Genomic DNA, 21,002 nt, shown 5'->3' on the forward strand with positions numbered 1-21,002 from the left:
TGTTATTTTTGCAGGTTCCATTGTTCAAGGGTGCCGATAAGGCTGTGGTTGGTCATGTCACAGGAGATCGGTGTGATAGCCACATAGTTCTGCCGCACGGCAAATTCATCGTCGCGCATATCGTCATCAAGCAACCGAAGGGTGCCATTCAGCCAGTAGTAGGGATTGCCGTACATGTCATTTCGTTCAATGGCACTCTCTTCCCATCGGGATCGACCCTGCCGGGTGATAACAGCCCCGGAAATCAGGGATTCCGGTACATTGGGAATATTGACGGAGAGAACGGTGTCCGGAGGAATGCCTTCAAGCAGCACTTTTTTTACCAGTTTGCGGGCAAATTTTCCGGAATAGGTGAAATCGGCATGCTCATAGGTTGCCAGTGAAAAAGCCAGAGAGGTTATTCCCTGAATTGCCCCTTCGAGTGCCGCGGCTACCGTGCCGGAGTAGAGGGTATTGGTCGCTGTGTTGCTGCCGTAGTTGATGCCGGAGACGATCAGGTCAGGTTTTTCAGGCAGTATATGGCTGAGCGCAACCTTGATACAGTCTACCGGTGTTCCGGATACCGTATAGCCGAAAAAACGGCTGTTTTTGAAAAACTTTTTTATTCTCAGCGGCACACCCAGAGTCATGGCATGGCTCATCCCGCTGTGCGGTTCTGCCGGAGCAACAACGGTCACCTGGCCGATTTTTTTCATGGCCGCAGCAAGCGCGTGTATCCCTTCGCCTTCAATGCCATCATCGTTACAGACCAGAATATGGGGTCTTTTCGCTCTCTCCACGCTAAAGGCTTCCTTTGTTATGAAGTGAAAATTGTGGTAGTGCCGCAGCTCCAGCCGGCGTGTAAAAATACAAAATAGTTCGACTCAAAAGTCATGACCAAGACTGAAATAAAAAAGGGTGTCGGAGAATCTCAGCGATGAGGGTACGGAGCCGGGAACTGTTTCAAGAAAAGCAAATGCCTTTGAGAGGGTAAATCTTGCCGGTCCGAGAGGGGTCTCCCAAATCATACTGGTTCCGGCTCCATGGATGAGTGAGCCCAGATCAATATCACTCCGGCTTTCCCATACATTTCCCGCATTGTAGTGCAGGATGAACGAAGTCGGGAAGAGCAGGACGAATGAGGGCTTGTAGCGGATATGGATGCCTGCAGAGGCCATATTGTTACCCGGAAGGTCGTTTTCACGCAAACCGATGAATCGGCGGCTGTAGGTTGTACCGGGTCCTCCGAGGAAAAATTTCTCCGAGAGCGGTGTATAGCTGCTGCTCAAACCTATCAGCGCCGAGAGCTGCAGGGTGGTGTTATCTTTGAGGGGAATGTTTGCTTCGTGGGCGCCCGATATCTGCCAGGCAACATCACCCCTCTCCTGCAGTGATGGCGTGAAGGAATATCTGAGGTTGGTATAGTTTCCCGATGAGGGAATCAGGGTGTTGTTTCTTGAATCAAGCGTAAACTGTGTGCCGAAGGAGAGCATATCCGTACGCTCTGTTTTCAGAAGTGTGCCTCCCCGCTGTGCAGCGTAGGAGAGGGAGTTCTGGAGGGTCAGATCAACCATGAGCTGGCCGTTTTTTCTGATCCTCGCCCCGAATGCGGTGTTTATGCCATATTTCTGGATACCATAATAGTTCAGATCGTTGGAGTGGGCACCGAAAAACTCTCTGGAGAATTCGAGATTATGGATTTCAAAGAGATGCTGGTCATAAAAAAGACGGGAGGAGAGGGTCAGGTGTGAGGGACCTATCCTTGGGATGCTGAACTCAAGATTCATGAGGCTGTTCTGTCTTCCTGCCTTCAGCCAGCCGCCGACAGAGCTTGTTGTGCCGCCGACGTTTTCGTTTCTTACATCAAGCAGAATCTGGGCATTGTTTGTTTCATCATAACGCACCCCGAGCCGGAGGACCGATGAGGGTTTTTCTTCGAGGGTAAACCGAAGCCGTGAGTTGTTTTTACTCTCAGAAGTTCCTGCAGACTCCGGAGATATGGAGACCCTGTTGAAGGAGCCCGTTTCATAAAGGTTGTCGACAGATTCAATTGCCTTTTCCATGCGGAGCGCTTTGGTGGTATCAATTTTGATCTCTCTCTTTATGGCGGTTATTCCGGTAATGTTCCGGCTCTGATCTATGGTAATGCCGTCTGGTTTGCCCGAGGAGAGGTTTATCAGCAGTGTCCCGTTATCATCGATGGTGGTGCTTTCTATCGCTACCAGGCTGAATCCTCTGTCCCGGTATTGTTTTATGAGTGATTCAAGTGCACGGGAACCGGCTCTGTTGGTATAGAGTGATGCTGTTACCGGCTTGAACGCGGTTGTGATCTCTTCGGGTGTAACTGCCTTGTCAGGCCCCCCCGTTACCAAAACCTTTTTTATTCCCGGAAGCGGGTCGAGATGAAAAACCGCTTTTTTGCGGTGATGGTCAAGTTCTGCGTGAACGCTTGTGAAGAGGTCGGTTTCAAGCAGCTCATGAAGGGCTTGTGAGGGATCGGTTGCGTTGCGGATGATGCCGGATACAATGAGATAGTGTTCACGGAATTCCGGGCTCTCTTTCGGGAAGAGCACGGTTTTGCTGTAACCGGCAATCGACGGGCCCCGGCCTGTTTTCTGTTCGATACTCCGCTTGATGGTTGCGGCAAGAAATTTTCCTTTTGCATATCCGGCATCAACAAGTGCCTGGATATCAGAAAAATCGGTAGCCTTGTGCTTGTCAAGATCAGGAGTAATAACGATATCGGCTTTTTGAAGCTGTGCTGGGTATTGCAGTTTGGTCAGGATGCTCATCGCCTGATCGGCAGCCTTCCATGGCAGGTCGAGCTCACTGCTGGTGGAGTACATGGAGCCATGGGTATCGACAGCAATTTTATACCCTGCGTTCACCGAATCAAGTTCATCGACCGGAAGATTTGCCACGAGTCCTCCGTCAACCAGTTGATAACCGTTGAGCCTGACCGGTTCAAAAAGAATCGGAATGGTGCTGCTCGCTCTCATCGCTTCAGAGAGGGAGCCTGATGTAAGGGTTATGCGCACTCCCGAGACCAGGTCCGTCGATATCGCCCGGTAGTTGACCGGCAGTGTTGAGAAGTTGCCATCCGCCTTGTAGATGCTGTTCAGTGCAAGCTGGTCGAGCGTTTCGGTCATTGCCTGCGATGAACTCAGCGATTTTGGAATAAGCAGTTTCAGTTTGTCAAAACGAATCGCTATGGTGGCACGGTCGCGGATACGCTGCTGTTCAAGGAATATATTTGAGCGGGAGTAATCGTCGTTAATAGATAATATCGATTGCCACTGCAGCGTGTGAGCAAGTTTTTCCAGTTCAGCGGGGGTGTAGCCCGAGCTGTAGAGTCCGCCGATAATTGCGCCCATGCTTGTTCCGGCGATAAAGTCAATCGGAACACCCTCCTCCTCAAAAGCCTTGAGTACGCCGATCTGCGAGATTCCGTTTGCTCCGCCACCGGAGAGTGCCAGACCGACCGTTTTTCTTGCAGGCCGCATGGAGTGGAAAAGCTCGAGGCGGTGCATCGGGAGTCGAAGCGTATCAGGATAGAGTGTAGTGGTCGGAGATGGTGCGGCTAAGGCCGTGCCTGTCACGATGGAGAGCAGAGCAGCAGCGAGTGCAGCCGAAGAGAGAAGTTTTCTGACGTTCAGCAATGGTGAAGCTCCCTGTTCATGTGTCGGTAATGATGGTTCTTTCAGGCTGCCTTTGAGATCTCATGCGGACTTTATATCTTGAGCTTTAATGTATAACCTTTAGTCCAAATTCAGAAAATGGCTTGGTTCCAGCGGGTAAAACCTTCAATACGTACGACCCACAAGCGTGATATGCCGGAAGGCTTATGGTGGAAGTGTGATGAATGCGGAGCGATGCTCCATAAAAAACAGCTTGAAGATCACCTTTTCACCTGTTCGGAGTGCCGCCATCATTTCAGGATCTCTCCATATAAATATTTTTCAATTCTTCTTGATAACGGCAAATTCACTGAATTTGACGATCATCTCCGTTCAGCCGATCCGCTCACCTTTACCGATACCAAAAAATATCCGGACCGTGTTCAGGCTATCATTGAAAAAACCGGAAAAACCGAAGCATGCCGCAATGCCCACGGAGAGTGCGGAGGCAGTCCGCTTGTTATCTCCGCTATGGATTTCGGGTTTATCGGCGGTTCAATGGGCTCTGTTGTCGGTGAAAAAATAGCCCGTGCGGTTGACAAGTCCCTTGAACTTGACGCTCCGCTTGTGGTGATTGCCCAGTCCGGTGGCGCGCGCATGATGGAAGGTGCTTTCAGTCTCATGCAGATGGCCAAAACCGCCGCCCGCCTTACCCGCCTCAGTGAACGCAGACTTCCCTTTATCTCCCTGATGACCGATCCTACCATGGGCGGTATCAGTGCATCATTTGCCATGCTCGGCGACATTAATGTCAGTGAGCCGAAAGCGCTCATCGGATTTGCCGGTCCAAGGGTTATCCGCGATACCATCAAACGGGATCTGCCTGAAGGGTTTCAGCGAGCTGAATTTCTGCTTGAGCACGGCTTTGTCGATCTGATCGTGCATCGCAAGGAGCTGAAAAACCAGCTGGCATCACTGCTTGCCATGATGAAAATTTAGCTCCAGCCAAGCGCCGACGCGGTTACCGGGAACTGTGCTATGAAAATCTTTTTGATTGCAAGGGCAATGTCCCGGTGCTCCTTCTGTGTGCTGCTATCCGTTCTCACTTCCAGATAGTGAATCCAGCTTCTTACCGACCCTTTCATGTAGAGTTTTGTCTGTGTTGCCATTGGCAGAAGTACTCTTGCACACTCCTTGGCAATCCCTTTTTCAAGTGCCTTGTCGTACTCTTCAAGCGTCAGCCGGGCCACCCTCTCCTGGGCCGCATCAAACCAGGCAACGGTTTCGCTCTCCAGATCTTCCAGAGAGTTCTGACGGTTCTTGCTGTCCTGGCGCCGGGGCTGATAGCGCTCTATCTCCTGGGCCCGTGCATAGCGCTGCGAGAACTCCTGGAACTGAAAACTCCGGTGGCGCAGGATCTGCGGAGAGATGGCTCTCGAAGTTACAATTTCCACCGTCATGTCAACCATCTCAAAGACGCTCCAGTGCTTGTGGGCGATACAGTAGGTAAGCAGTTTCTGATAGTCAGGTGTCTCCTGATGAGGGCTTGATACTCTTGCGCAATAGGCTATCAATCCTTCAGGGGTGAGCTGCACGTTATCAACCTGGATAAGCGGTGTGGTAACCGCAATGAGTCGTACCTGCATGTCGGGTAAGGGTTAAATTTTTCCAAGCGTGAATATACAGAAGTGCCGGCCTTTTGCGAAAACGGATCCTTTTTTGCTAATTGGAACCGGAGTTCTTGATTTGTTGTTATCACTATGTATTTTAAAATTTTGTGGCAGGGATTGAAAAAGAGTCGAATCAAATGGTGCTCTGCAATCTCTTGCGGTGGTTTTAACGAGAGTAACTTAAATCAAACGTCAGGGAAACTATGGCAAATATCAATTTCGGTTTTGAGCATCATGCCAGAACCTTGTATTCCGGAGCTATAGAACAGGGGATCACCAATACCCTTGTTCCCATGGTTATAGAGACTTCAGGCCGCGGGGAGCGGGCATTCGATATTTTTTCAAGGCTGCTGCGTGAACGGATTATTTTTCTCGGCAACGGTATTGATGAGCATGTGGCCGGACTGATCATGGCCCAGCTCATTTTTCTTGAGTCCGAGGATCCCGAGCGTGATATCTACATCTATATCAACTCTCCGGGAGGAAGCGTCTCTGCCGGTCTCGGTATCTACGACACCATGCAGTACATCCGCCCCGATGTCTCGACCGTCTGTGTCGGCATGGCGGCAAGCATGGGTGCTTTTCTGCTTGCCAGCGGCGCCAAAGGCAAGAGAGCTTCGCTTCCACATTCAAGAATCATGATCCATCAGCCTTCAGGCGGCGCACATGGCCAGGAGACCGATATTATCATCCAGGCGCGTGAAATCGAGAAGATCCGCAAGCTGCTCGATGAACTGCTTGCCCGCCATACCGGCAAGGATGTCAAGCAGATACGGGAGGACTCCGAGCGTGATCGCTGGATGAACGCCGAGGAGGCGCTTGAATACGGCATCATTGACTCGGTCTTTGAGAAACGGCCGATGCCGGAAAAGAAAGACTAAGCTATGGACCTCTCTTTATTTATTGCACGATTTGATTGCTTTGTTGGGCGGTGCTCGAAATCCTCATGTACTTCGTGTACACTCCGGTTTCTCTGCTCCGTCCGCCTCGCACTCAAACCGCTCACGACAATAAATTAGAGGCCCAAATTAATGCAATGAATTTTTTTAAACAGCTATACGCATTCAGTTGTAACCGATTTTTTTATCATGAGCGATAACTCCACCCTGTTCAATCTTGAGAAAACCTATAACCATCACGATGTAGAAGAGCGGTGGAGAAGTTCACACTGGGAGGCACTCGGCACCTTTCACGCCGAAAGCACCCGTGTACTGGATGAGGGAAAAACGCCCTACAGCGTTCTGATGCCCCCGCCCAATGTAACCGGCAGTCTGACGCTCGGCCATGTTCTGAATCATACCCTGCAGGATATCTTTATCCGATACAGCCGAATGACCGGCAAGGAGGCGCTCTGGCTTCCAGGTACCGATCATGCCGGTATAGCCACGCAGACGGTGGTGGAGAAAAAGCTGAAAAAAGAGGGTGTTACCCGCCACGATCTCGGTCGAAAGGAGTTTCTCGATCATGTCTGGCAGTGGAGGGATGAGTATGGCGGTCTTATTCTTCGCCAGCTTCGCCGGCTTGGCATTTCATGCGACTGGCGGCGCAACCTCTTCACCATGGACGAGAGTGCTTCGACGGCGGTTATCAACGCCTTTATTACGCTTTATCGCGACGGACTGATCTATCGCGGAACCCGGATCATCAACTGGTGCCCCGTCTCGCAGACAGCGCTCTCTGACGAGGAGGTGATTATGAAGCCCCGTCGTGACAAGCTGGTCTACGTGCAGTACGCGCTTGTCAATCATCCCGGCCGTTTCATCACCATTGCAACCGTGAGACCCGAGACCATTCTTGCCGATGTTGCCATTGCGGTCAACCCGGAGGATCCGCGCTACAAGGACCTCGTCGGGGAGCTTGCGGTTGTGCCGGTAGCGGGGAGGCATATCCCCATTATTGCCGACAGCTATGTGGATATCGAGTTCGGTACCGGTGCCCTTAAAATTACCCCCGCCCACGATGCCAATGACTACGAGGTGGCCAAGCGCCATAACCTGACGGCAATCTCGGTGGTCGGCAAGGATGGCCGGATGACCGATTCGTTTGGTTACGGCGGTATGGACCGGTTTGATGCACGTGAAAAAATTCTCAAGGATCTTGAAGAGAGCGGCAACCTTGTCCGCGTCGAAGAGTATGAACACAATGTCGGTTACTCCGAACGTGCCGATGTGGTGGTTGAACCCTACCTCTCCGAGCAGTGGTTTGTCAAAATGGCGCCGCTTGCCGAAAAGGCTCTGCAGGTGGTCAACGACGGAGAGATCCGCTTCCATCCTCCGCACTGGATCAACACCTACCGCCACTGGATGGAGAATATCCGCGACTGGTGCATCTCCCGTCAGCTCTGGTGGGGACACCGCATTCCTGCATGGTATGACACTGAAGGACGTGTATGGGTTGCAGCGACTTTCGAGGAGGCATGCCACCTTGCAGGAACCGACAAGCTGGTGCAGGATGATGATGTGCTCGATACCTGGTTCTCTTCGTGGTTATGGCCGCTGACGACCCTCGGATGGAGCGATCTGCACAGTGACAATGCCGACCTCAGAGCATTTTATCCGACCAACACGCTGGTAACCGGCCCCGACATCATCTTCTTCTGGGTTGCCAGAATGATTATGGCCGGACTCTACTTTAAAGGGGAGGTCCCCTTCCGGGATGTCTATTTTACGAGCATTATCCGCGACATGAAGGGGCGCAAGCTCTCTAAGTCACTCGGCAACTCGCCGGACCCGCTCAAGGTGATCGATACCTACGGCACCGATGCACTCCGTTTTACCATTATCTATATTGCCCCCCTCGGTCAGGATGTGCTCTTCGGCGAGGAGAAGTGTGAGCTGGGCCGCAATTTCGCCACCAAAATCTGGAACGCCACCCGTCTGGTCTTTATGCAGCGGGAGAAGTATTTTGCTGATTCCGAAGCGTTTGCCGCCGTATACCGGGAGTTTGACCCCCGCTCGCTCCAGAACGATCTGGCAGGAGAGTGGCTGCTTGCAAGTTATCACGCGATGCTTGAGCGCTATCAAACCGCCTTTGCCCAGTTCCGGCTTAACGATATTGTCCGCAATGTCTATGACTTTTTCTGGAACGACTACTGCGGCTGGTATCTTGAGGCCATGAAAGTAAGGCTTTCAGGGGCGCTGACGGATAGGGAGGTACAGGAGACGGTATGCCTTGCCGTTCATGTGCTTGAGGGAACCCTCAAAGCGCTCCATCCGGTGATGCCCTTCATTACCGATGAAATCTGGCACCACATCCTTCCCCGTACTTCGGAGGAGAGCATGGCTTCGTCCTCTATGCCGGTTGCCGATACGGTGCTCGCCGGAATTGATACCGGCAGCTTTACGCTTATCCAGAAGGTGGTTTCCGAGATCAGGAGCCTTCGCTCACTTTTCGGTGTGCCCCACAACGTCGAGGCTGTCGTGCAGCTCAGGCCGGGCAGTGATGCCGACAGGGCGGTCTTTGAGACCGGGATGGACCTCATTGCTTCGCTTGCCCAGTGCAGGCCCGGGATCATTCGGAATGCTGAGCGGCCAAAGCATGCGGCAGGATCGGTGGTTGAGGGCAATGAACTATTTGTGCTGCTTGAGGGGTTGATATCGTTTGAAAAGGAGCGGGCGCGTCTGCAGAAGGAGATTGCCAATGTTTCAAACTATGTTGGTGCGCTGACCAAAAAGCTCTCGAATTCCGGTTTTGCCGATCATGCGCCCAAAGAAGTTGTTGAGTTGGAGCAGCAGAAGCTGAAGGATGCTGGGGATAATCTGGAGAAGCTGAAGAGTAATCTGGAAGTTCTCAGTGATTGATGGATTTTTTTTACTCACGACAATAAATAGAGCCTCGAGTAAGCTTGTTTGGCGAGAGAAGAAAAACGAGGATTATTTAGAATAATCAATCGTAAATGATATTTTGCAGTTTTGCCGGTTTTATCTTTTGGTAACCCGGCTGTTCAGGTTTAAATCGTTGAAGTTCGCAAGGAGACGAGATACATGAGGCAGCTTAAAATAAGTAAACAGATAACGAATCGCGAGAGTCTCTCTCTGGATCGTTACCTGCAGGAGATAGGAAAATACGATTTATTGACCGCTGAAGACGAGGTGAAGCTTACAAAGGCAATCAAGGATGGCTTTGATATGCCGGTTGATACGACGGAATATAAAAGGGCAAAACGGGCACTCGACAAACTCATCAAGGGTAACCTTCGATTTGTTGTTTCGGTGGCCAAACAGTACCAGAACCAGGGGCTGACCCTTGGTGACCTCATCAACGAGGGTAATCTCGGTCTTATCAAGGCCGCAAAGCGCTTTGATGAAACCCGTGGTTTCAAGTTTATCTCCTATGCAGTATGGTGGATTCGCCAGTCCATTCTGCAGGCACTTGCCGAACAGTCAAGAATTGTCCGTCTTCCGCTCAACAGGGTCGGTACCCTGAACAAGATCAGCAAGGCATACAGCCAGCTCGAACAGGAGTTTGAGCGCGACCCCAACACCCGCGAGCTTGCCACCCTTCTCGATATGGATTCGCAGGATGTGGCCGATACCCTTAAAATTGCCGGACGGCATGTCTCGGTTGACGCCCCGTTTGCTCAGGGTGACGACAACCGTCTGCTTGACGTTCTCCAGAATGACGGCCATCTGCCCGACTACGGCCTGAATCGCGACTCACTGACCCTTGAGGTCGAGCGTTCGCTCTCGGTGCTTGCGCCCCGCGAAGCTGATGTCATCCGCTCCTACTTCGGAATCGGCATGGATAACCCGCTCACGCTCGAAGAGATCGGCGAAAAGTTCAAGCTCACCCGCGAGCGCGTCCGCCAGATCAAGGAGAAAGCGATCCGCAGACTCCGCCAGTCGGCATACAGCAAGGTACTGAAAGAGTATATCGGCAGCTGAGGAGCTAACAAAGAATCTGACTCAGGGCACACATTGCCCTCGGTCTATCAAAAAGGCATCGGAATCAACCCCGGTGCCTTTTTTTTTGTTCTTTTCAAAGCGAGGGGGACGTTCATAACTAACTATACTTTATAATTTTCTTTTGTATTTATAGAGTAATATTTTGATACTGCATATCTTATGAATCCTGATCATTACTTCCATGCCGAGAGGAGCGAGACTGGATGCACCGGGCACACTACATCATGTTATGGTGCGTGGGATTGAAGGGAACAGTATTGTTTCCGATGATGCAGATAGAGCCTTTTTTGTTTCCCGGATGGGGAAAGTTGCTGCCGCAACCAAAACTAAAATATACGCATGGGCGCTGATGACCAATCATGCGCATATACTGATGAGAAGCGGAGACGCGGGTCTGTCCACCTTTATGCGCAAGCTTTTAACCGGTTATGCCACAGGGTACAACCGCAGGCACAAGAGGCATGGTCATCTTTTCCAGAACAGGTATAAATCGATTGTCTGCGAAGAAGAGCCCTACTTTCTCAAGCTGGTCAGCTACATTCACCTCAACCCTTTGCGAGCAGGACTTGTTGGCTCTTTTGAAGAGCTTGAGCGTTATCGGTGGAGCGGTCATGCAGCAGTGATGAGCAGGATCCGTTATGAGTGGCAGGATATAGCGTATGTACTCGAGTATTTCGGAGAGCGAGAATCATCAGCTCGGAAAGCGTACCTGGAGTTTGTTTCATCCGAGAGCGGGCTTGGACAGCAAGCGGAGTTGACCGGGGGAGGGCTGATCCGATCGATAGGTGGATGGTCGGAGGTTAAGTCGCTTAGGAAGCGGGGGGAGAAGCAGTTTAGTGATGAGCGAATTTTGGGAAGCGGAGATTTTGTTCGTGAGATTCTTGATGATGCTGAAGAGTCAGTAAAAGAACGACTTCCGGCGGTTTCCATAGACGTGGATGCCGAAGAACGGTTACAGCGAGCTTGTGAAGAGTCGGGTATCAAGGTGCAGGCATTGCAGGGAGGGAGCCGTATGCGGGAGTGTGCGGAGTTGCGGAAAAAGCTTGCTTTGGAGTATGTGCGGGAGCTTGGGATGAGCTATGCAGGAGCGGCGCGTCTGCTTGGGATATCTGCGGCAGCCGTGAATATGATTGTTCGGCGGGGTTGATTTTAAGTTGAAACTGTTATGAACGTCCCCAAACTGGAGATGTTGAGGAGGTAGGGGGTTTCAGTGGCGGATGTAATTGAGTTCAGCCCCAGGCCGAGAGTGGTGAGGTGATTGTCATGCTTTGTGGCTTTTTAGTTGAAGCTGTTATGAACGTCCCCGAGTTGTGGGGGGACGCTGTGTGTGGGTCGGGTTAGTAGTTGGGGGTGGGGGAGATGGAGTTGATTTCGACGGTGGAGCCGGGGATGATGACGAATTCGCTGAGGCCGACGTGGCGGCGTTTGTTTCCCCAGTCGTAGGTGTAGCCGAGGCGGGTCCAGGGATATCCGTTTGCTCCGTAGGACTGCTGCTGCAGGTCGGTGTACCACTTGATATAGTCGGCGCTCACCGTTACGAACCTGTTCGCTGTCCGGAACTGTGTTTCGGCTTCATTGTCGCTGATCTCCGGATCTGCGCTCGGTCTGAAGAGGTCCCCTGGCCTGACCCACATCTCGACAAACTTGGTTTTTCCTGCATTCGGCGGCAGCCCGAGAAGCTGCTCAAGGCGTAGTGATCGATCTTTCTTCAGGGTTTTGCAGAAGTTTTTGATCTCCGGCGCGGTTGTTACCCACACCTCTCTTGAAAGCCGAACAGGCTGACCGATTTTGTCGTCGTATCCATTATAGCTCGTCCAGGTGACAACGAGTATGCGTGCATTTTCGGTATCGCCCTTGTTCTTCCATATCAATTGTGGATTTGAGGGGACAATCGCCACAAGGTTTTTCGAAATCTCGGATGGCTCAGCGGTTGCAGCATCAATCACGGCACTCTGATACCTCTTCTGCAAATCCGCCTGAGAAAGCGAAGGCCGCGCTACAGCACCGGCAGAAAAGAGGATCGATACCAGCAGAAAAAGCGAGAATCTCCTTGCCCGAATAAAGCCCTTTGTCATCATAATCCAACCCTGATTTGCCCGCATGAGGAGTTAAAAACAAAACTCCCCAAATCTACAAAACTCTCTCCCGCCTTCAAATCGCCAGTTTGTTGTAACGCCTGACATGGTGCCCATAAAACAATAGCTGAACTGTAATTGTGAAGTTTTGTTAGGGAGCAATGCATTCTTTTTTGCTGAGATTTTCGGTACTATTACAAAAGATGCGATGGTATATAATGTTATGCACATTTAGATCGGGAACTGCTCGTTTCAACAGATGAATCCCTGTTGACGCCTCGTAACCAACAGTTCTAAACTCATCCTGATACGAGGTTGAATACAACGAAATGCAAGGTTTAATCGCTCTTATTTTAATCGATTAACAGTATTTTATTTAATTCGTAGTCGGTGTCTACTATGAGTTGCAATTCAAAAATCCACAGGGAAACAGAGTCAAAGGTGATTATGCCTGATATCCAAACTGCCGATGCACCACTGCGTCTTGCGCAGTACCTCAAGGAATTTGTTGGCTTACGCACTTCAACCGTGCGCGATGTTACCAAGTACGATACTGTGATGTGGTTTGGTGACATGCCGCAGGATAATGATTGCTTCAGCCCTGCTTGGGTGGATGGCTGCGAACTTGATGATCCTTGGTTAGAGGTGAAAAAGCAGCAATTCGATGCTATGCCGGAGGTGCCGGAAAATATTCAGCTTTGGATTGATGAAAAAGCACTGAATCAAGCCAGTGAGCAGATTCCTTTACTTAAAACCAGTATCCTAGTACCCGATGGAGAGACGGAAATTGCAGAGGGTGAATCGGTACAGTTGATCGAGACTGTGTTGAGTGAATTTCCCGAGGTGCAGACGACCTATGACCGCTATCGACCGCGTTGGCAAGCATGGTCAGATGAATACCGGCGTCGCCAGAAAATTCAGGACTTGTACGCTCGACTGTTCGCTTTGCACACCCAGTTACGCAAACAAGGGGAATTACTAGAATTGGTGCTGGGTCTGGGCCTACTCGACTGGCAAGCGCCGGTTGGTGGTCATATCAGGCGTCATTTAGTTATTGCGCGTGCAGAACTGGTATTTGAGCCAAGTAAAGGGGTAATCCGGCTGGAACCGCCGGGAGATGGAGCGCGCCTTCGCATTGAAGATGACATGCTGGAGGCCGAACTGCGACCGGTTCGGAGCCAATATCAGGAAGTGCAAATACAACTTGAGTACATTGGTGATGATATCTGGGATAAAGCACTGATGCAGACAGCTCTGAAACACTGGGCTGGTGCTTTGAATGCGGATTCGCTTTGGTCATCGGATTTGCGCAAGCATGTCTCTGAAGCGAAAAAACCAGTGGTAAGTTTTGCTCCGGCTCTAATTCTACGCAAGCGCACCCAGTCAGGCATGGTGCGTATTTATGATGCTATCATTGATCAGCTTAGCAATGAATCTGCCGAGGTGCCGCAAGGCTGGGGGGGGCTGATCGATGATCTTGACGATCAGCTTAGTGACGGCCGAACCGATAATGGTGAGGCTCAGCAAGTAATCTGCGACGAACATGGTCAGCAGGAAATCTACTTTCCGCTTCCAGCCAACAAGGAACAGCGCCGCATTGTCGAGGCGATTGATCGCCAGCGCGGCGTGTTAGTGCAGGGCCCACCTGGCACTGGCAAAAGTCATACCATTGCTAACTTGATTTGCCATCTGCTTGCTACTGACAAGCGGGTATTGATCACGGCGGAAACCGGACGAGCCTTACAAGTGCTCAAAGAAAAACTGCCGAAAGAGATTCAGCCATTATGTGTTAGTTTGCTTGGACAAGGTGGCGATGCCTTTGCTGAACTAAATATGGCAGTGCAGGGGATTACCACTCGGCAGGCATCTTATACACCGGGGGCTTACGAACCGCGTATTGCTGAGATTGACGCTGAACTGGATCTTAACCGTCGAAAGCTCGCTGAAATCGATAACGAAATTCGTTCTTTGCGCGAAGAAGAAACCTGTCCGCATCAGATTGCAGATGGTGCTTATACCGGCACAGCATCATCGATTGCCGCGAAAGTGGCGGATAAACGGATAGCTTATGAATGGTTGAAGCTACCTTATGATGCCCCTTCTCAGCCCCCGACCAGCAGTGAGGAGATGTTGGAATTGTTGGCTATTTACAGCCGTTATTCAGATGGACAAATTGCCGAAGCCCAATTAAAACTTCCTGCAAGTGCTGAACTGGTTGAACCACAAGTTTTTGCTAAGGCGGTGGCTAAAGAAACTGCTGCCAGAGAGGGTTTACTGCAATTGGAAGTCTTCCGCCAACATCGAGCATACGGGGTTCTTTATGCATTGGCAACTGAACAACGCATCACACTTGGTCAAAATCTGCGAAAGCTTGAAGAGCAACGTCTCGCCATTGCTCGCATAACCCGAGACTGGTCATTGGACGCCTTACGCGATTTGATTGCAGGCAAACATGCTCGATGGGACACAGTCTTAATTAGCAGTCAGGAGCTTATAACCGAGGCAGAGGGCTTGATCGCTAGGCTTAGAAATAGTGCTGTCAGCCTGCCTAAAAATCAGGATCGCAGAAAAGTACGCACCGATGCTCAAGCAGCCATTACGTTTTTGAACGAAGGGGGTACTTGGAAGCGTATGGGTATGTTCACCCCTACGGAATTGAAAGGCAAAACTTACCTCAAGGATGAGGTATTGGTAGACGGTGTGGGAGCGACAACGCCAGAACAGTTACAGTCTGTATGTGATGAGTTGTCGTTAAGTCTTGTGTTAGAAGAACTTGTATCGATATGGTCGGCTGTTGGAGCAACCATTCCGGGAGGAAATCGGCGCTTGATGTTAGCTGACTTGCAGGAACAACGAGCAGATCTTGCTCGCTTTGTGGCTTATACTGACGCTTGTCTTGTAGTCGGCAAAACCTTGTCAACTTTCTCGCCTGCGGTCCCTGAACCTGATTGGTTGAGTGGAGAAATTGCACAATGGATTGAGCTGCTTGAAGTCGCTGAAAAAGAAGATAACTATCACGTCGCAAGTGATATAGTGAATCGATGTGCTACTGCGGCGGATCGTGTCGTCGGGTTACATGATGCGCACTCGCTGGTAGCGAAGATAGTTTCAGCATTGGATCAGAGAAATATTAATGAGTATAGCCGATGTTATGCCGATCTGATCATAATTGAAGAAATACGTGCAGTGCAGTTACGTCGGGCCGATGTTGAAACCCGACTTAAAGCCAACGTTTCGCAATTGCTTTTCGAGATGTCTGGACGCATCAAAGAAGCTTACTGGTATGAGCGTTTTTGCGCTTGGGAAGAAGCTTGGCATTGGGCAGTAGCAGATAACTGGTTGGAAAAGCGTACTGACTTTTCATATCAGCAAAATTTGTGGAAGCGACGTCATGAAATAGATGCAATGATTTGTCGTTTGGTTGCAGAAACAGCATCGCTTCGTGCTTGGACGTATTTTTTTAAACGCCTTTCGGCACGGGAATCTGCAGCACTGAAGAGTTGGCGTGAAGCAGTTAAAGCAATGGGCAAGGGAACTGGCAAGTCGGCCAAGCTGGCGCGGTTACGCCAAGAGGCTCGCCAGTATATGGATGCCTGTCGCGATGCTATTCCTATTTGGGTCATGCCCCGTTATTTGGTGGCGGAAATGATTGATCCAGCGCCGGGGCGATATGATCTTGTTATTGTTGATGAGGCCAGTCAGCTCGGTATTGACAGCCTTTTTCTTTTTTATATCGCCAATAAAATTGTAGTGGTCGGTGACGATCAGCAGATAAGCCCCTACGGTATAGGTATTTCCGATGAAGCGGTCGCAGGATTACAGGAACATTACCTCGAAGGCATTCCACACCGACACGCATTGTCTCCACAAAGCAGCTTGTATGGCAATGCCAAAATTCGCTTCAGCCAGAATGTTGTGTTGCGTGAGCATTTCCGTTGCATGCCGGAGATTATCCAGTTTTCTAATGACCTTTGTTATGCCAGCAACGGCACCCCTCTTGATCCACTTAGATCTTATCAGGCAAACCGTTTGCAGCCATTGGTGCTCAGGCATGTTCTCGATGGCTATCGAACAGGGAGTAGTCAGTACGCCCAGAATATTCCCGAAGCGGATGCGATTGTTGCTCAGATTGCAGGTTGTATTGCTGATCATCGCTACAAGGGAAAAACCATGGGCGTCATAAGTTTGCAGGGAGAAGCGCAAGCAAAACTGATAGAAAAAAAGCTACTGGAACAGCTGGATCCTGAAATTATAGAGGATCGGCAGTTGATCTGTGGCGACGCCTATGCGTTTCAGGGCGACGAAAGACATATTATTTTTCTGAGCATGGTGGCAGCTCCAGGAGAAACACGCATCGCTGCCCTGACGGGAGATTCAGCCCGTCAACGCTTTAATGTAGCTGTCAGCCGTGCACAGGATCAGTTGTGGCTATTCCATACGGCAAAGTTAGATGTACTCAGTGATCTTTGTATGCGTTATCGCTTACTGAAATACATGCTGGAGCCAAAGAGGGAATCTTCCGTTGAAGACGAACAAATATTTGATTCTGAATTTGAGAGAGCCGTATATCAGCGTATCAGTGATCGTGGATTCTTTGTCAGATCTCAGGTTTGTATTGGTGATCCGGTAAACCATCGTTACAGGATTGATATGGTGGTTGAAGGAATGCAGGGTAGGCTTGCAGTTGAATGTGATGGTGATCATTGGCATGGCCCCGATCGCTATGAACACGATATGGCGCGACAGCGTGACCTTGAGCGGGCAGGTTGGCAGTTTGTTCGTATTCGTGGTGGTGATTTTTATAGGGAAGCGGAATCTGCTATGCTGCCAGTTTGGAATGAGCTTGATAGGTTAGGTATCTATCCCGGCGGAGTGGATTCTTCTGCTTCAGCACCGCCAGCGCCGATTGAATTCAGTGCAGCAGAGAAGGGCATGGCTTTGATAAATGTAGTGGATAACGAACCGAGAGTATTAAGTGATAGCGCATGCAAGGCTATCACATTGGATGAGCCACTCAAAGCGATAGAATTTCATGAAGAGTGTGATGAGTTTGGTATCGAAATTCTATCTGCAGATCATCTTGATATAGCTGTTGATAAGGAGGATGAAGAAGAAATCATTCTTTTTCCTGAAGATGCTGGGACACAACAGGATCAGCTTCATTATGGAAGGATGCCGTCAGATGAGAAGGTTGGTCGGTTAATCTATGTTGAGTTCCAAGGGATAATAAGCGTAGATCCTCGTAGCGTGCAGGTCAGTATAGCAAGGATAGCGGAAGAACTGCTACGAATTATCGAAATTGAAGCCCCCATATTCGCAAAACGAGCCTATGACATTTATTTACGTAGTTGTGGAATACATCGCATGGGAGGAGAGCTCCGTAAAACAATGAACAAAGCGTTACAATTTCTTATCAATGATGGATGTGTTATAAAGGAGGATGAGCTTGGAAAGGGAGGCTTGATGTACACTATTGTCCGCCCAAAGGGCACCGTGGCAGTTGTGGTTCGCAGCAGAGGCCCTAGGGATTTTTCTGAGATTCCTCCCAGTGAGCTTCTAACTGTGGCAAAAAAATTGGTATCAATTGATGGATTGAAGCAAGGTTCTGATGAGCATCTACGCGCGATTTTGGAGTATTTCGATCTTCGTAGACTGACAACTCAGGTTGGTACTGCACTGTTGGATATTTTAGATAAAGAATATCCGTATGTGTAAGGTATCCCCATCTATCATTTGAATTATAGTGCTATGAACCGATGGAACATCCCTGAATGGTTGGAACAAGAGGTCATTGCGCGTGACCGTTATTGTGTCTATTGCGGATTAAAGTTCTCAGAGGAAAGCGTGATTCGTCGAAAAAGACCGTCATGGGAGCATATCATAAACGATGAACGCATCATCACACGAGAGAACATAGCCTTATGCTGCATTGGATGTAATGCAAGCAAAGGAGCCAAAAGCCTTGTTGCATGGCTTGAATCAAGGTATTGCATGGATCGTGGTATTAACCGAGAGTCAGTAGCATCGGTTGTTCAGTCTGCCCTTTCCTCGAATAGCTGATGCACCTAATGTTGTTTTAAATATCATGGGAGTTCATCATGGAAGCAACGGCAATCATCGGGGAACTTATCCAGCAAATGGAGTGGGCGGATGGTGTGGTTTTTTCGGCGATTCTGGGGAATGTGCAGGCGGAAGGGGATGAGGTGTTATTGAAGAAGCTCCGGCATATTCATCTGGTTCAGAAGGCCTTTTTTGATGTCTGGAAGAATCAGCCCGTCAACCCGCATTCAACCGACGCGATGAATGTGTCCGAATTGTCAGCATTTGCCAAGTCACTGCATAGGGAGATTCAGGAGTTCCAAAATACACTTTCGCAGGATGATCTCGACCGGATCATGCTACTGCCATGGGCAGGCATGATAAGCCGCTCGCTTGGGTTCGAGGTTGCCAACCCGACGCTCGGTCAAACCCTCATGCAGGTAACCGCCCACAGCTCATATCACCGCGGTCAGGTTAACTCCCGCCTTCGTGAACTCGGTATCGATCCGCCCATGACCGACTTCATCGCCTGGGTGTGGGCCCGAAAACCTTCCCCCTCCTGGCCCTGAACTCTCCGATAAAAACCGCTGGCAACGATTTTGTTGATCTTGTAAAACCGGCGTAGAATCGATAAATAGCAGTAGAAAAGAACGGCTCTCATATCTCTCCCCTTCAGGAACAGCGGGGCGGCTAAAACATGGAGATGCACATCATGACCAGACACTTCAGAGCAGCGTTTATCCTGCTCTTCCTCACTGCCGGAACGGCTTGCACGAGCAAGGAATCAATCAAATATGTGACCGTTGCCGAGATTCAGGCATCCCTTCCCGCAACTCCGGTCGTTGCAGGATTCGACATTGACGACACCGTTCTTTTTTCCAGCCCCGGCTTTTACTACGGCATGACCAACAAGGACGGGCCAAATGGTAACAACAAATACGGAGCGAGTCCGTTGACCTCCCCGCTGTTCTGGAGCGACATGAACGGTCAGTTCGACAACTTCAGCCTTCCCAAAAGATCCGGCTACGAGTTGATTGCCATGCACTCCAGAAGAGGAGATAAAATCGTCTTCATCACAGCCCGCGACAGTTCGAAGGTTTCCATTGTGCCAAGGATTCTGATGCAGAGCTTCCGTATAGCAAAACCGGATGTTGTGTTTACCTGCGATAAGCCGAAAACAGCATTCATATCGGCCAAACAGGTGACGATCTATTACGGTGATGCCGATTCGGACATGGATGCCGCCATCGGAGCCAAAGCCCGCCCCGTCCGTGTACTCCGTTCGCCTCTTTCACCCAACAAGACCTCATACGAACGTGTCGGAAAGATGGGGGAGGATGTGCTCATCGATTCGGAGAACTGAAAAGGGTTTACGGGCAGTAATCTTCATCACGAAGTGGATACTGGCGCGGCTCAGGGAAAGGAAGTTGTTTAATACCGTTGCCTGGGTGATTGCTAATTTCCGACTATAATCGGTAAGTCTTAAAAAAAGTCAATTCATACCCTCTGGCATACTTTCCCCTGAACATTCATCATCAGCCGCGTTCCCGGAACCCTTGAGACGATCATTAGTTCTATTCTCTATGTATTCGGCTTCCTCCGGGCTGAGTGCCAGGAATTCAGCAATGCCCCCGATTTTCCAGCCTGTAGCTTCAAGTTTTATCTCCTTTTCCTTTTTCATCTGGGCACCTCTATTAATTTGTTCCGCGATTCGATTGCTTTGTTGGGCGGTGCTCAAAATCCTCATGTACTCCGTGTACATTCCGGTTTCTGCGCTCCGTCCGCCTCGCACTCAAACCGCTCACGACAATTAATAGAGGTGCCCATCTGTCTATATGTTTATGAGCATGATTGAGCATGCTGAATATCCCATACAATCGTATCGGCGCTGAAATCCTGTTCGTGAGGCCACATAATACCATGGTGAGCAGGCCTGACGAGGCGAAAATACGATTCATCCTCAAGTTCTTTAAAAGCACTGCCACCCATGCAGGGCTTTACATTAAAAATTCCGGAAATACCGCTACTGGTAACAATATCGACCTTGTAGTTATTCAAGGGAACTGCCTTTATGATCGTATCCATCTGTGTTTTACGGTTCAATCCTGAAAACAGCTTCACCTGCAATCGCCTGTAGTAATCTGTTCATGATACGTATAATTCTTTGGGTATAAAAAAAACAGAAATTGTATTAATAGTAACAATTGGCTATGTTTCATCAAATGGAGCAATTCAAAGATGGGGGATAGCAATGGGCAGTGCAACTGAGCGACAGGTTAGCGGATCGGCAGACCGGGGGGCTTTGGCCAAAATGGTGATGACGCTGTTTGACCACTGGAAGCTGAGTACGGAGGAGCAGGTTGTGCTTCTGGGGCTTGCTTCTTCCAACCGTGCAGCGCTGGCCCGTTACCGCAAGGGGGAGCCGATAGGCACCAGCCGTGACCAGTATGAGCGGGTTGGCCATCTGCTTGCAATCCATAAAAACCTTCGTCTCCTCTTTCCGAAAAACCGTGATCTTGCCTACCACTGGATCAGCACACGCAACAGGGCCTTTGATAACCTTACCCCGGTTGAGGTGATCAGGGAGTGGGGGTTTGCCGGTCTTTTGATGGTTAGAGCTTATCTGGACAGGGCGAGAGGGATTTGACGTGACGGGCCTACCAATATTTCGCCCCTCCGGGGCTTGAACATCAAAGCGCTCACGACAATACATAGCGA

The 21,002-nt window shown here is 50.0% G+C and carries 15 protein-coding genes; 9 read left to right on the top strand and 6 right to left on the bottom strand.

What is annotated here, in order from left to right; genetic code table 11:
• Window positions 1-2 precede the first annotated feature (2 nt).
• Window positions 3-779, bottom strand: coding sequence for a 5'/3'-nucleotidase SurE (surE, locus tag G9409_RS05450; RefSeq protein ID WP_166807796.1), 777 nt, complete (start codon window positions 777-779; stop codon window positions 3-5).
• Between the two features lie 84 nt (window positions 780-863).
• On the bottom strand, window positions 864-3,638 hold the full coding sequence (locus tag G9409_RS05455; protein ID WP_166807797.1) for a patatin-like phospholipase family protein: 2,775 nt from the start codon (window positions 3,636-3,638) through the stop codon (window positions 864-866).
• Between the two features lie 117 nt (window positions 3,639-3,755).
• On the opposite strand from G9409_RS05455, the gene accD reads away from it, so the two are divergent.
• Window positions 3,756-4,595, top strand: a complete 840-nt coding sequence (accD, locus tag G9409_RS05460; protein ID WP_166807798.1) for an acetyl-CoA carboxylase, carboxyltransferase subunit beta — start codon at window positions 3,756-3,758, stop codon at window positions 4,593-4,595.
• On the opposite strand, the gene thyX is transcribed toward accD, so the two are convergent.
• Complete coding sequence (gene thyX, locus G9409_RS05465; RefSeq protein WP_166807799.1) at window positions 4,592-5,242, bottom strand: FAD-dependent thymidylate synthase; 651 nt, start codon at window positions 5,240-5,242, stop codon at window positions 4,592-4,594. The genes accD and thyX overlap by 4 nt on opposite strands.
• A gap of 227 nt (window positions 5,243-5,469) precedes the next feature.
• On the opposite strand from thyX, the gene clpP reads away from it, so the two are divergent.
• From clpP to G9409_RS05485, 4 genes are all read left to right on the top strand, one after another.
• Complete coding sequence (clpP, locus tag G9409_RS05470; RefSeq protein WP_006365338.1) at window positions 5,470-6,147, top strand: ATP-dependent Clp endopeptidase proteolytic subunit ClpP; 678 nt, start codon at window positions 5,470-5,472, stop codon at window positions 6,145-6,147.
• Between the two features lie 207 nt (window positions 6,148-6,354).
• Window positions 6,355-9,066 carry a valine--tRNA ligase gene (locus G9409_RS05475; RefSeq protein ID WP_166807800.1) on the top strand — a complete coding sequence of 904 codons (2,712 nt, stop codon included), beginning with the start codon at window positions 6,355-6,357 and terminating at the stop codon, window positions 9,064-9,066.
• A 183-nt stretch (window positions 9,067-9,249) separates the two neighbouring features.
• Entirely contained in the window at window positions 9,250-10,149 is a 900-nt protein-coding gene (locus G9409_RS05480) for a sigma-70 family RNA polymerase sigma factor (RefSeq protein ID WP_006365336.1), read from the top strand.
• 202 nt (window positions 10,150-10,351) lie between these two features.
• Window positions 10,352-11,317 (top strand): transposase, encoded by a 966-nt coding sequence (locus G9409_RS05485; protein ID WP_166807801.1) that lies wholly within the window; start codon window positions 10,352-10,354, stop codon window positions 11,315-11,317.
• A 190-nt stretch (window positions 11,318-11,507) separates the two neighbouring features.
• Here G9409_RS05485 and G9409_RS05490 read toward each other — a convergent pair whose 3' ends face one another.
• Window positions 11,508-12,248: a hypothetical protein gene (locus G9409_RS05490; protein WP_235923238.1), complete on the bottom strand. Its 741-nt coding sequence runs from the start codon at window positions 12,246-12,248 to the stop codon at window positions 11,508-11,510.
• A gap of 444 nt (window positions 12,249-12,692) precedes the next feature.
• Between G9409_RS05490 and G9409_RS05495 the strand changes: the two genes are divergently transcribed.
• The 3 genes from G9409_RS05495 to G9409_RS05505 all read left to right on the top strand — a co-directional run bounded on the left by G9409_RS05495 (window position 12,693) and on the right by G9409_RS05505 (window position 19,647).
• Complete coding sequence (locus tag G9409_RS05495; RefSeq protein ID WP_166807803.1) at window positions 12,693-17,960, top strand: AAA domain-containing protein; 5,268 nt, start codon at window positions 12,693-12,695, stop codon at window positions 17,958-17,960.
• Between the two features lie 383 nt (window positions 17,961-18,343).
• Complete coding sequence (locus G9409_RS05500) at window positions 18,344-18,853, top strand: DinB family protein (protein WP_166807804.1); 510 nt, start codon at window positions 18,344-18,346, stop codon at window positions 18,851-18,853.
• A 143-nt stretch (window positions 18,854-18,996) separates the two neighbouring features.
• Window positions 18,997-19,647, top strand: a complete 651-nt coding sequence (locus G9409_RS05505; RefSeq protein ID WP_166807805.1) for an HAD family acid phosphatase — start codon at window positions 18,997-18,999, stop codon at window positions 19,645-19,647.
• 129 nt (window positions 19,648-19,776) lie between these two features.
• Here G9409_RS05505 and G9409_RS05510 read toward each other — a convergent pair whose 3' ends face one another.
• The gene (locus tag G9409_RS05510) at window positions 19,777-19,965 is read right to left on the bottom strand and encodes a hypothetical protein (protein ID WP_166807806.1); all 189 of its coding nucleotides are present in this window, start codon (window positions 19,963-19,965) and stop codon (window positions 19,777-19,779) included.
• 158 nt (window positions 19,966-20,123) lie between these two features.
• Window positions 20,124-20,369: a DUF2442 domain-containing protein gene (locus tag G9409_RS05515; RefSeq protein WP_166807807.1), complete on the bottom strand. Its 246-nt coding sequence runs from the start codon at window positions 20,367-20,369 to the stop codon at window positions 20,124-20,126.
• Window positions 20,370-20,535: 166 nt separating this feature from the next.
• Between G9409_RS05515 and G9409_RS05520 the strand changes: the two genes are divergently transcribed.
• A complete protein-coding gene (locus tag G9409_RS05520) occupies window positions 20,536-20,931 on the top strand; it encodes an MbcA/ParS/Xre antitoxin family protein (RefSeq protein WP_166807808.1) in 396 nt (131 codons plus the stop codon).
• Window positions 20,932-21,002: the final 71 nt, after the last annotated feature.

Origin of the sequence: Candidatus Chlorobium masyuteum (genome assembly GCF_011601315.1) — a bacterium.
Classification (GTDB): Bacteria; Bacteroidota; Chlorobiia; order Chlorobiales; family Chlorobiaceae; genus Chlorobium; species Chlorobium masyuteum.

What these genes read in the sequence shown, in the direction of transcription:
- G9409_RS05485 (WP_166807801.1), top strand. Translation starts at nt 10,352, where the DNA reads ATGCCGAGAGGAGCGAGACTGGATGCACCGGGCACACTACATCATGTT.
- G9409_RS05500 (WP_166807804.1), top strand. Translation starts at nt 18,344, where the DNA reads ATGGAAGCAACGGCAATCATCGGGGAACTTATCCAGCAAATGGAGTGG.
- G9409_RS05520 (WP_166807808.1), top strand. Translation starts at nt 20,536, where the DNA reads ATGGGCAGTGCAACTGAGCGACAGGTTAGCGGATCGGCAGACCGGGGG.
- accD (WP_166807798.1), top strand. Translation starts at nt 3,756, where the DNA reads ATGGCTTGGTTCCAGCGGGTAAAACCTTCAATACGTACGACCCACAAG.
- G9409_RS05490 (WP_235923238.1), bottom strand. Translation starts at nt 12,248, where the DNA reads ATGATGACAAAGGGCTTTATTCGGGCAAGGAGATTCTCGCTTTTTCTG.
- G9409_RS05505 (WP_166807805.1), top strand. Translation starts at nt 18,997, where the DNA reads ATGACCAGACACTTCAGAGCAGCGTTTATCCTGCTCTTCCTCACTGCC.
- clpP (WP_006365338.1), top strand. Translation starts at nt 5,470, where the DNA reads ATGGCAAATATCAATTTCGGTTTTGAGCATCATGCCAGAACCTTGTAT.
- thyX (WP_166807799.1), bottom strand. Translation starts at nt 5,242, where the DNA reads ATGCAGGTACGACTCATTGCGGTTACCACACCGCTTATCCAGGTTGAT.
- G9409_RS05475 (WP_166807800.1), top strand. Translation starts at nt 6,355, where the DNA reads ATGAGCGATAACTCCACCCTGTTCAATCTTGAGAAAACCTATAACCAT.
- G9409_RS05515 (WP_166807807.1), bottom strand. Translation starts at nt 20,369, where the DNA reads ATGGATACGATCATAAAGGCAGTTCCCTTGAATAACTACAAGGTCGAT.
- G9409_RS05480 (WP_006365336.1), top strand. Translation starts at nt 9,250, where the DNA reads ATGAGGCAGCTTAAAATAAGTAAACAGATAACGAATCGCGAGAGTCTC.
- G9409_RS05510 (WP_166807806.1), bottom strand. Translation starts at nt 19,965, where the DNA reads ATGAAAAAGGAAAAGGAGATAAAACTTGAAGCTACAGGCTGGAAAATC.
- G9409_RS05495 (WP_166807803.1), top strand. Translation starts at nt 12,693, where the DNA reads ATGCCTGATATCCAAACTGCCGATGCACCACTGCGTCTTGCGCAGTAC.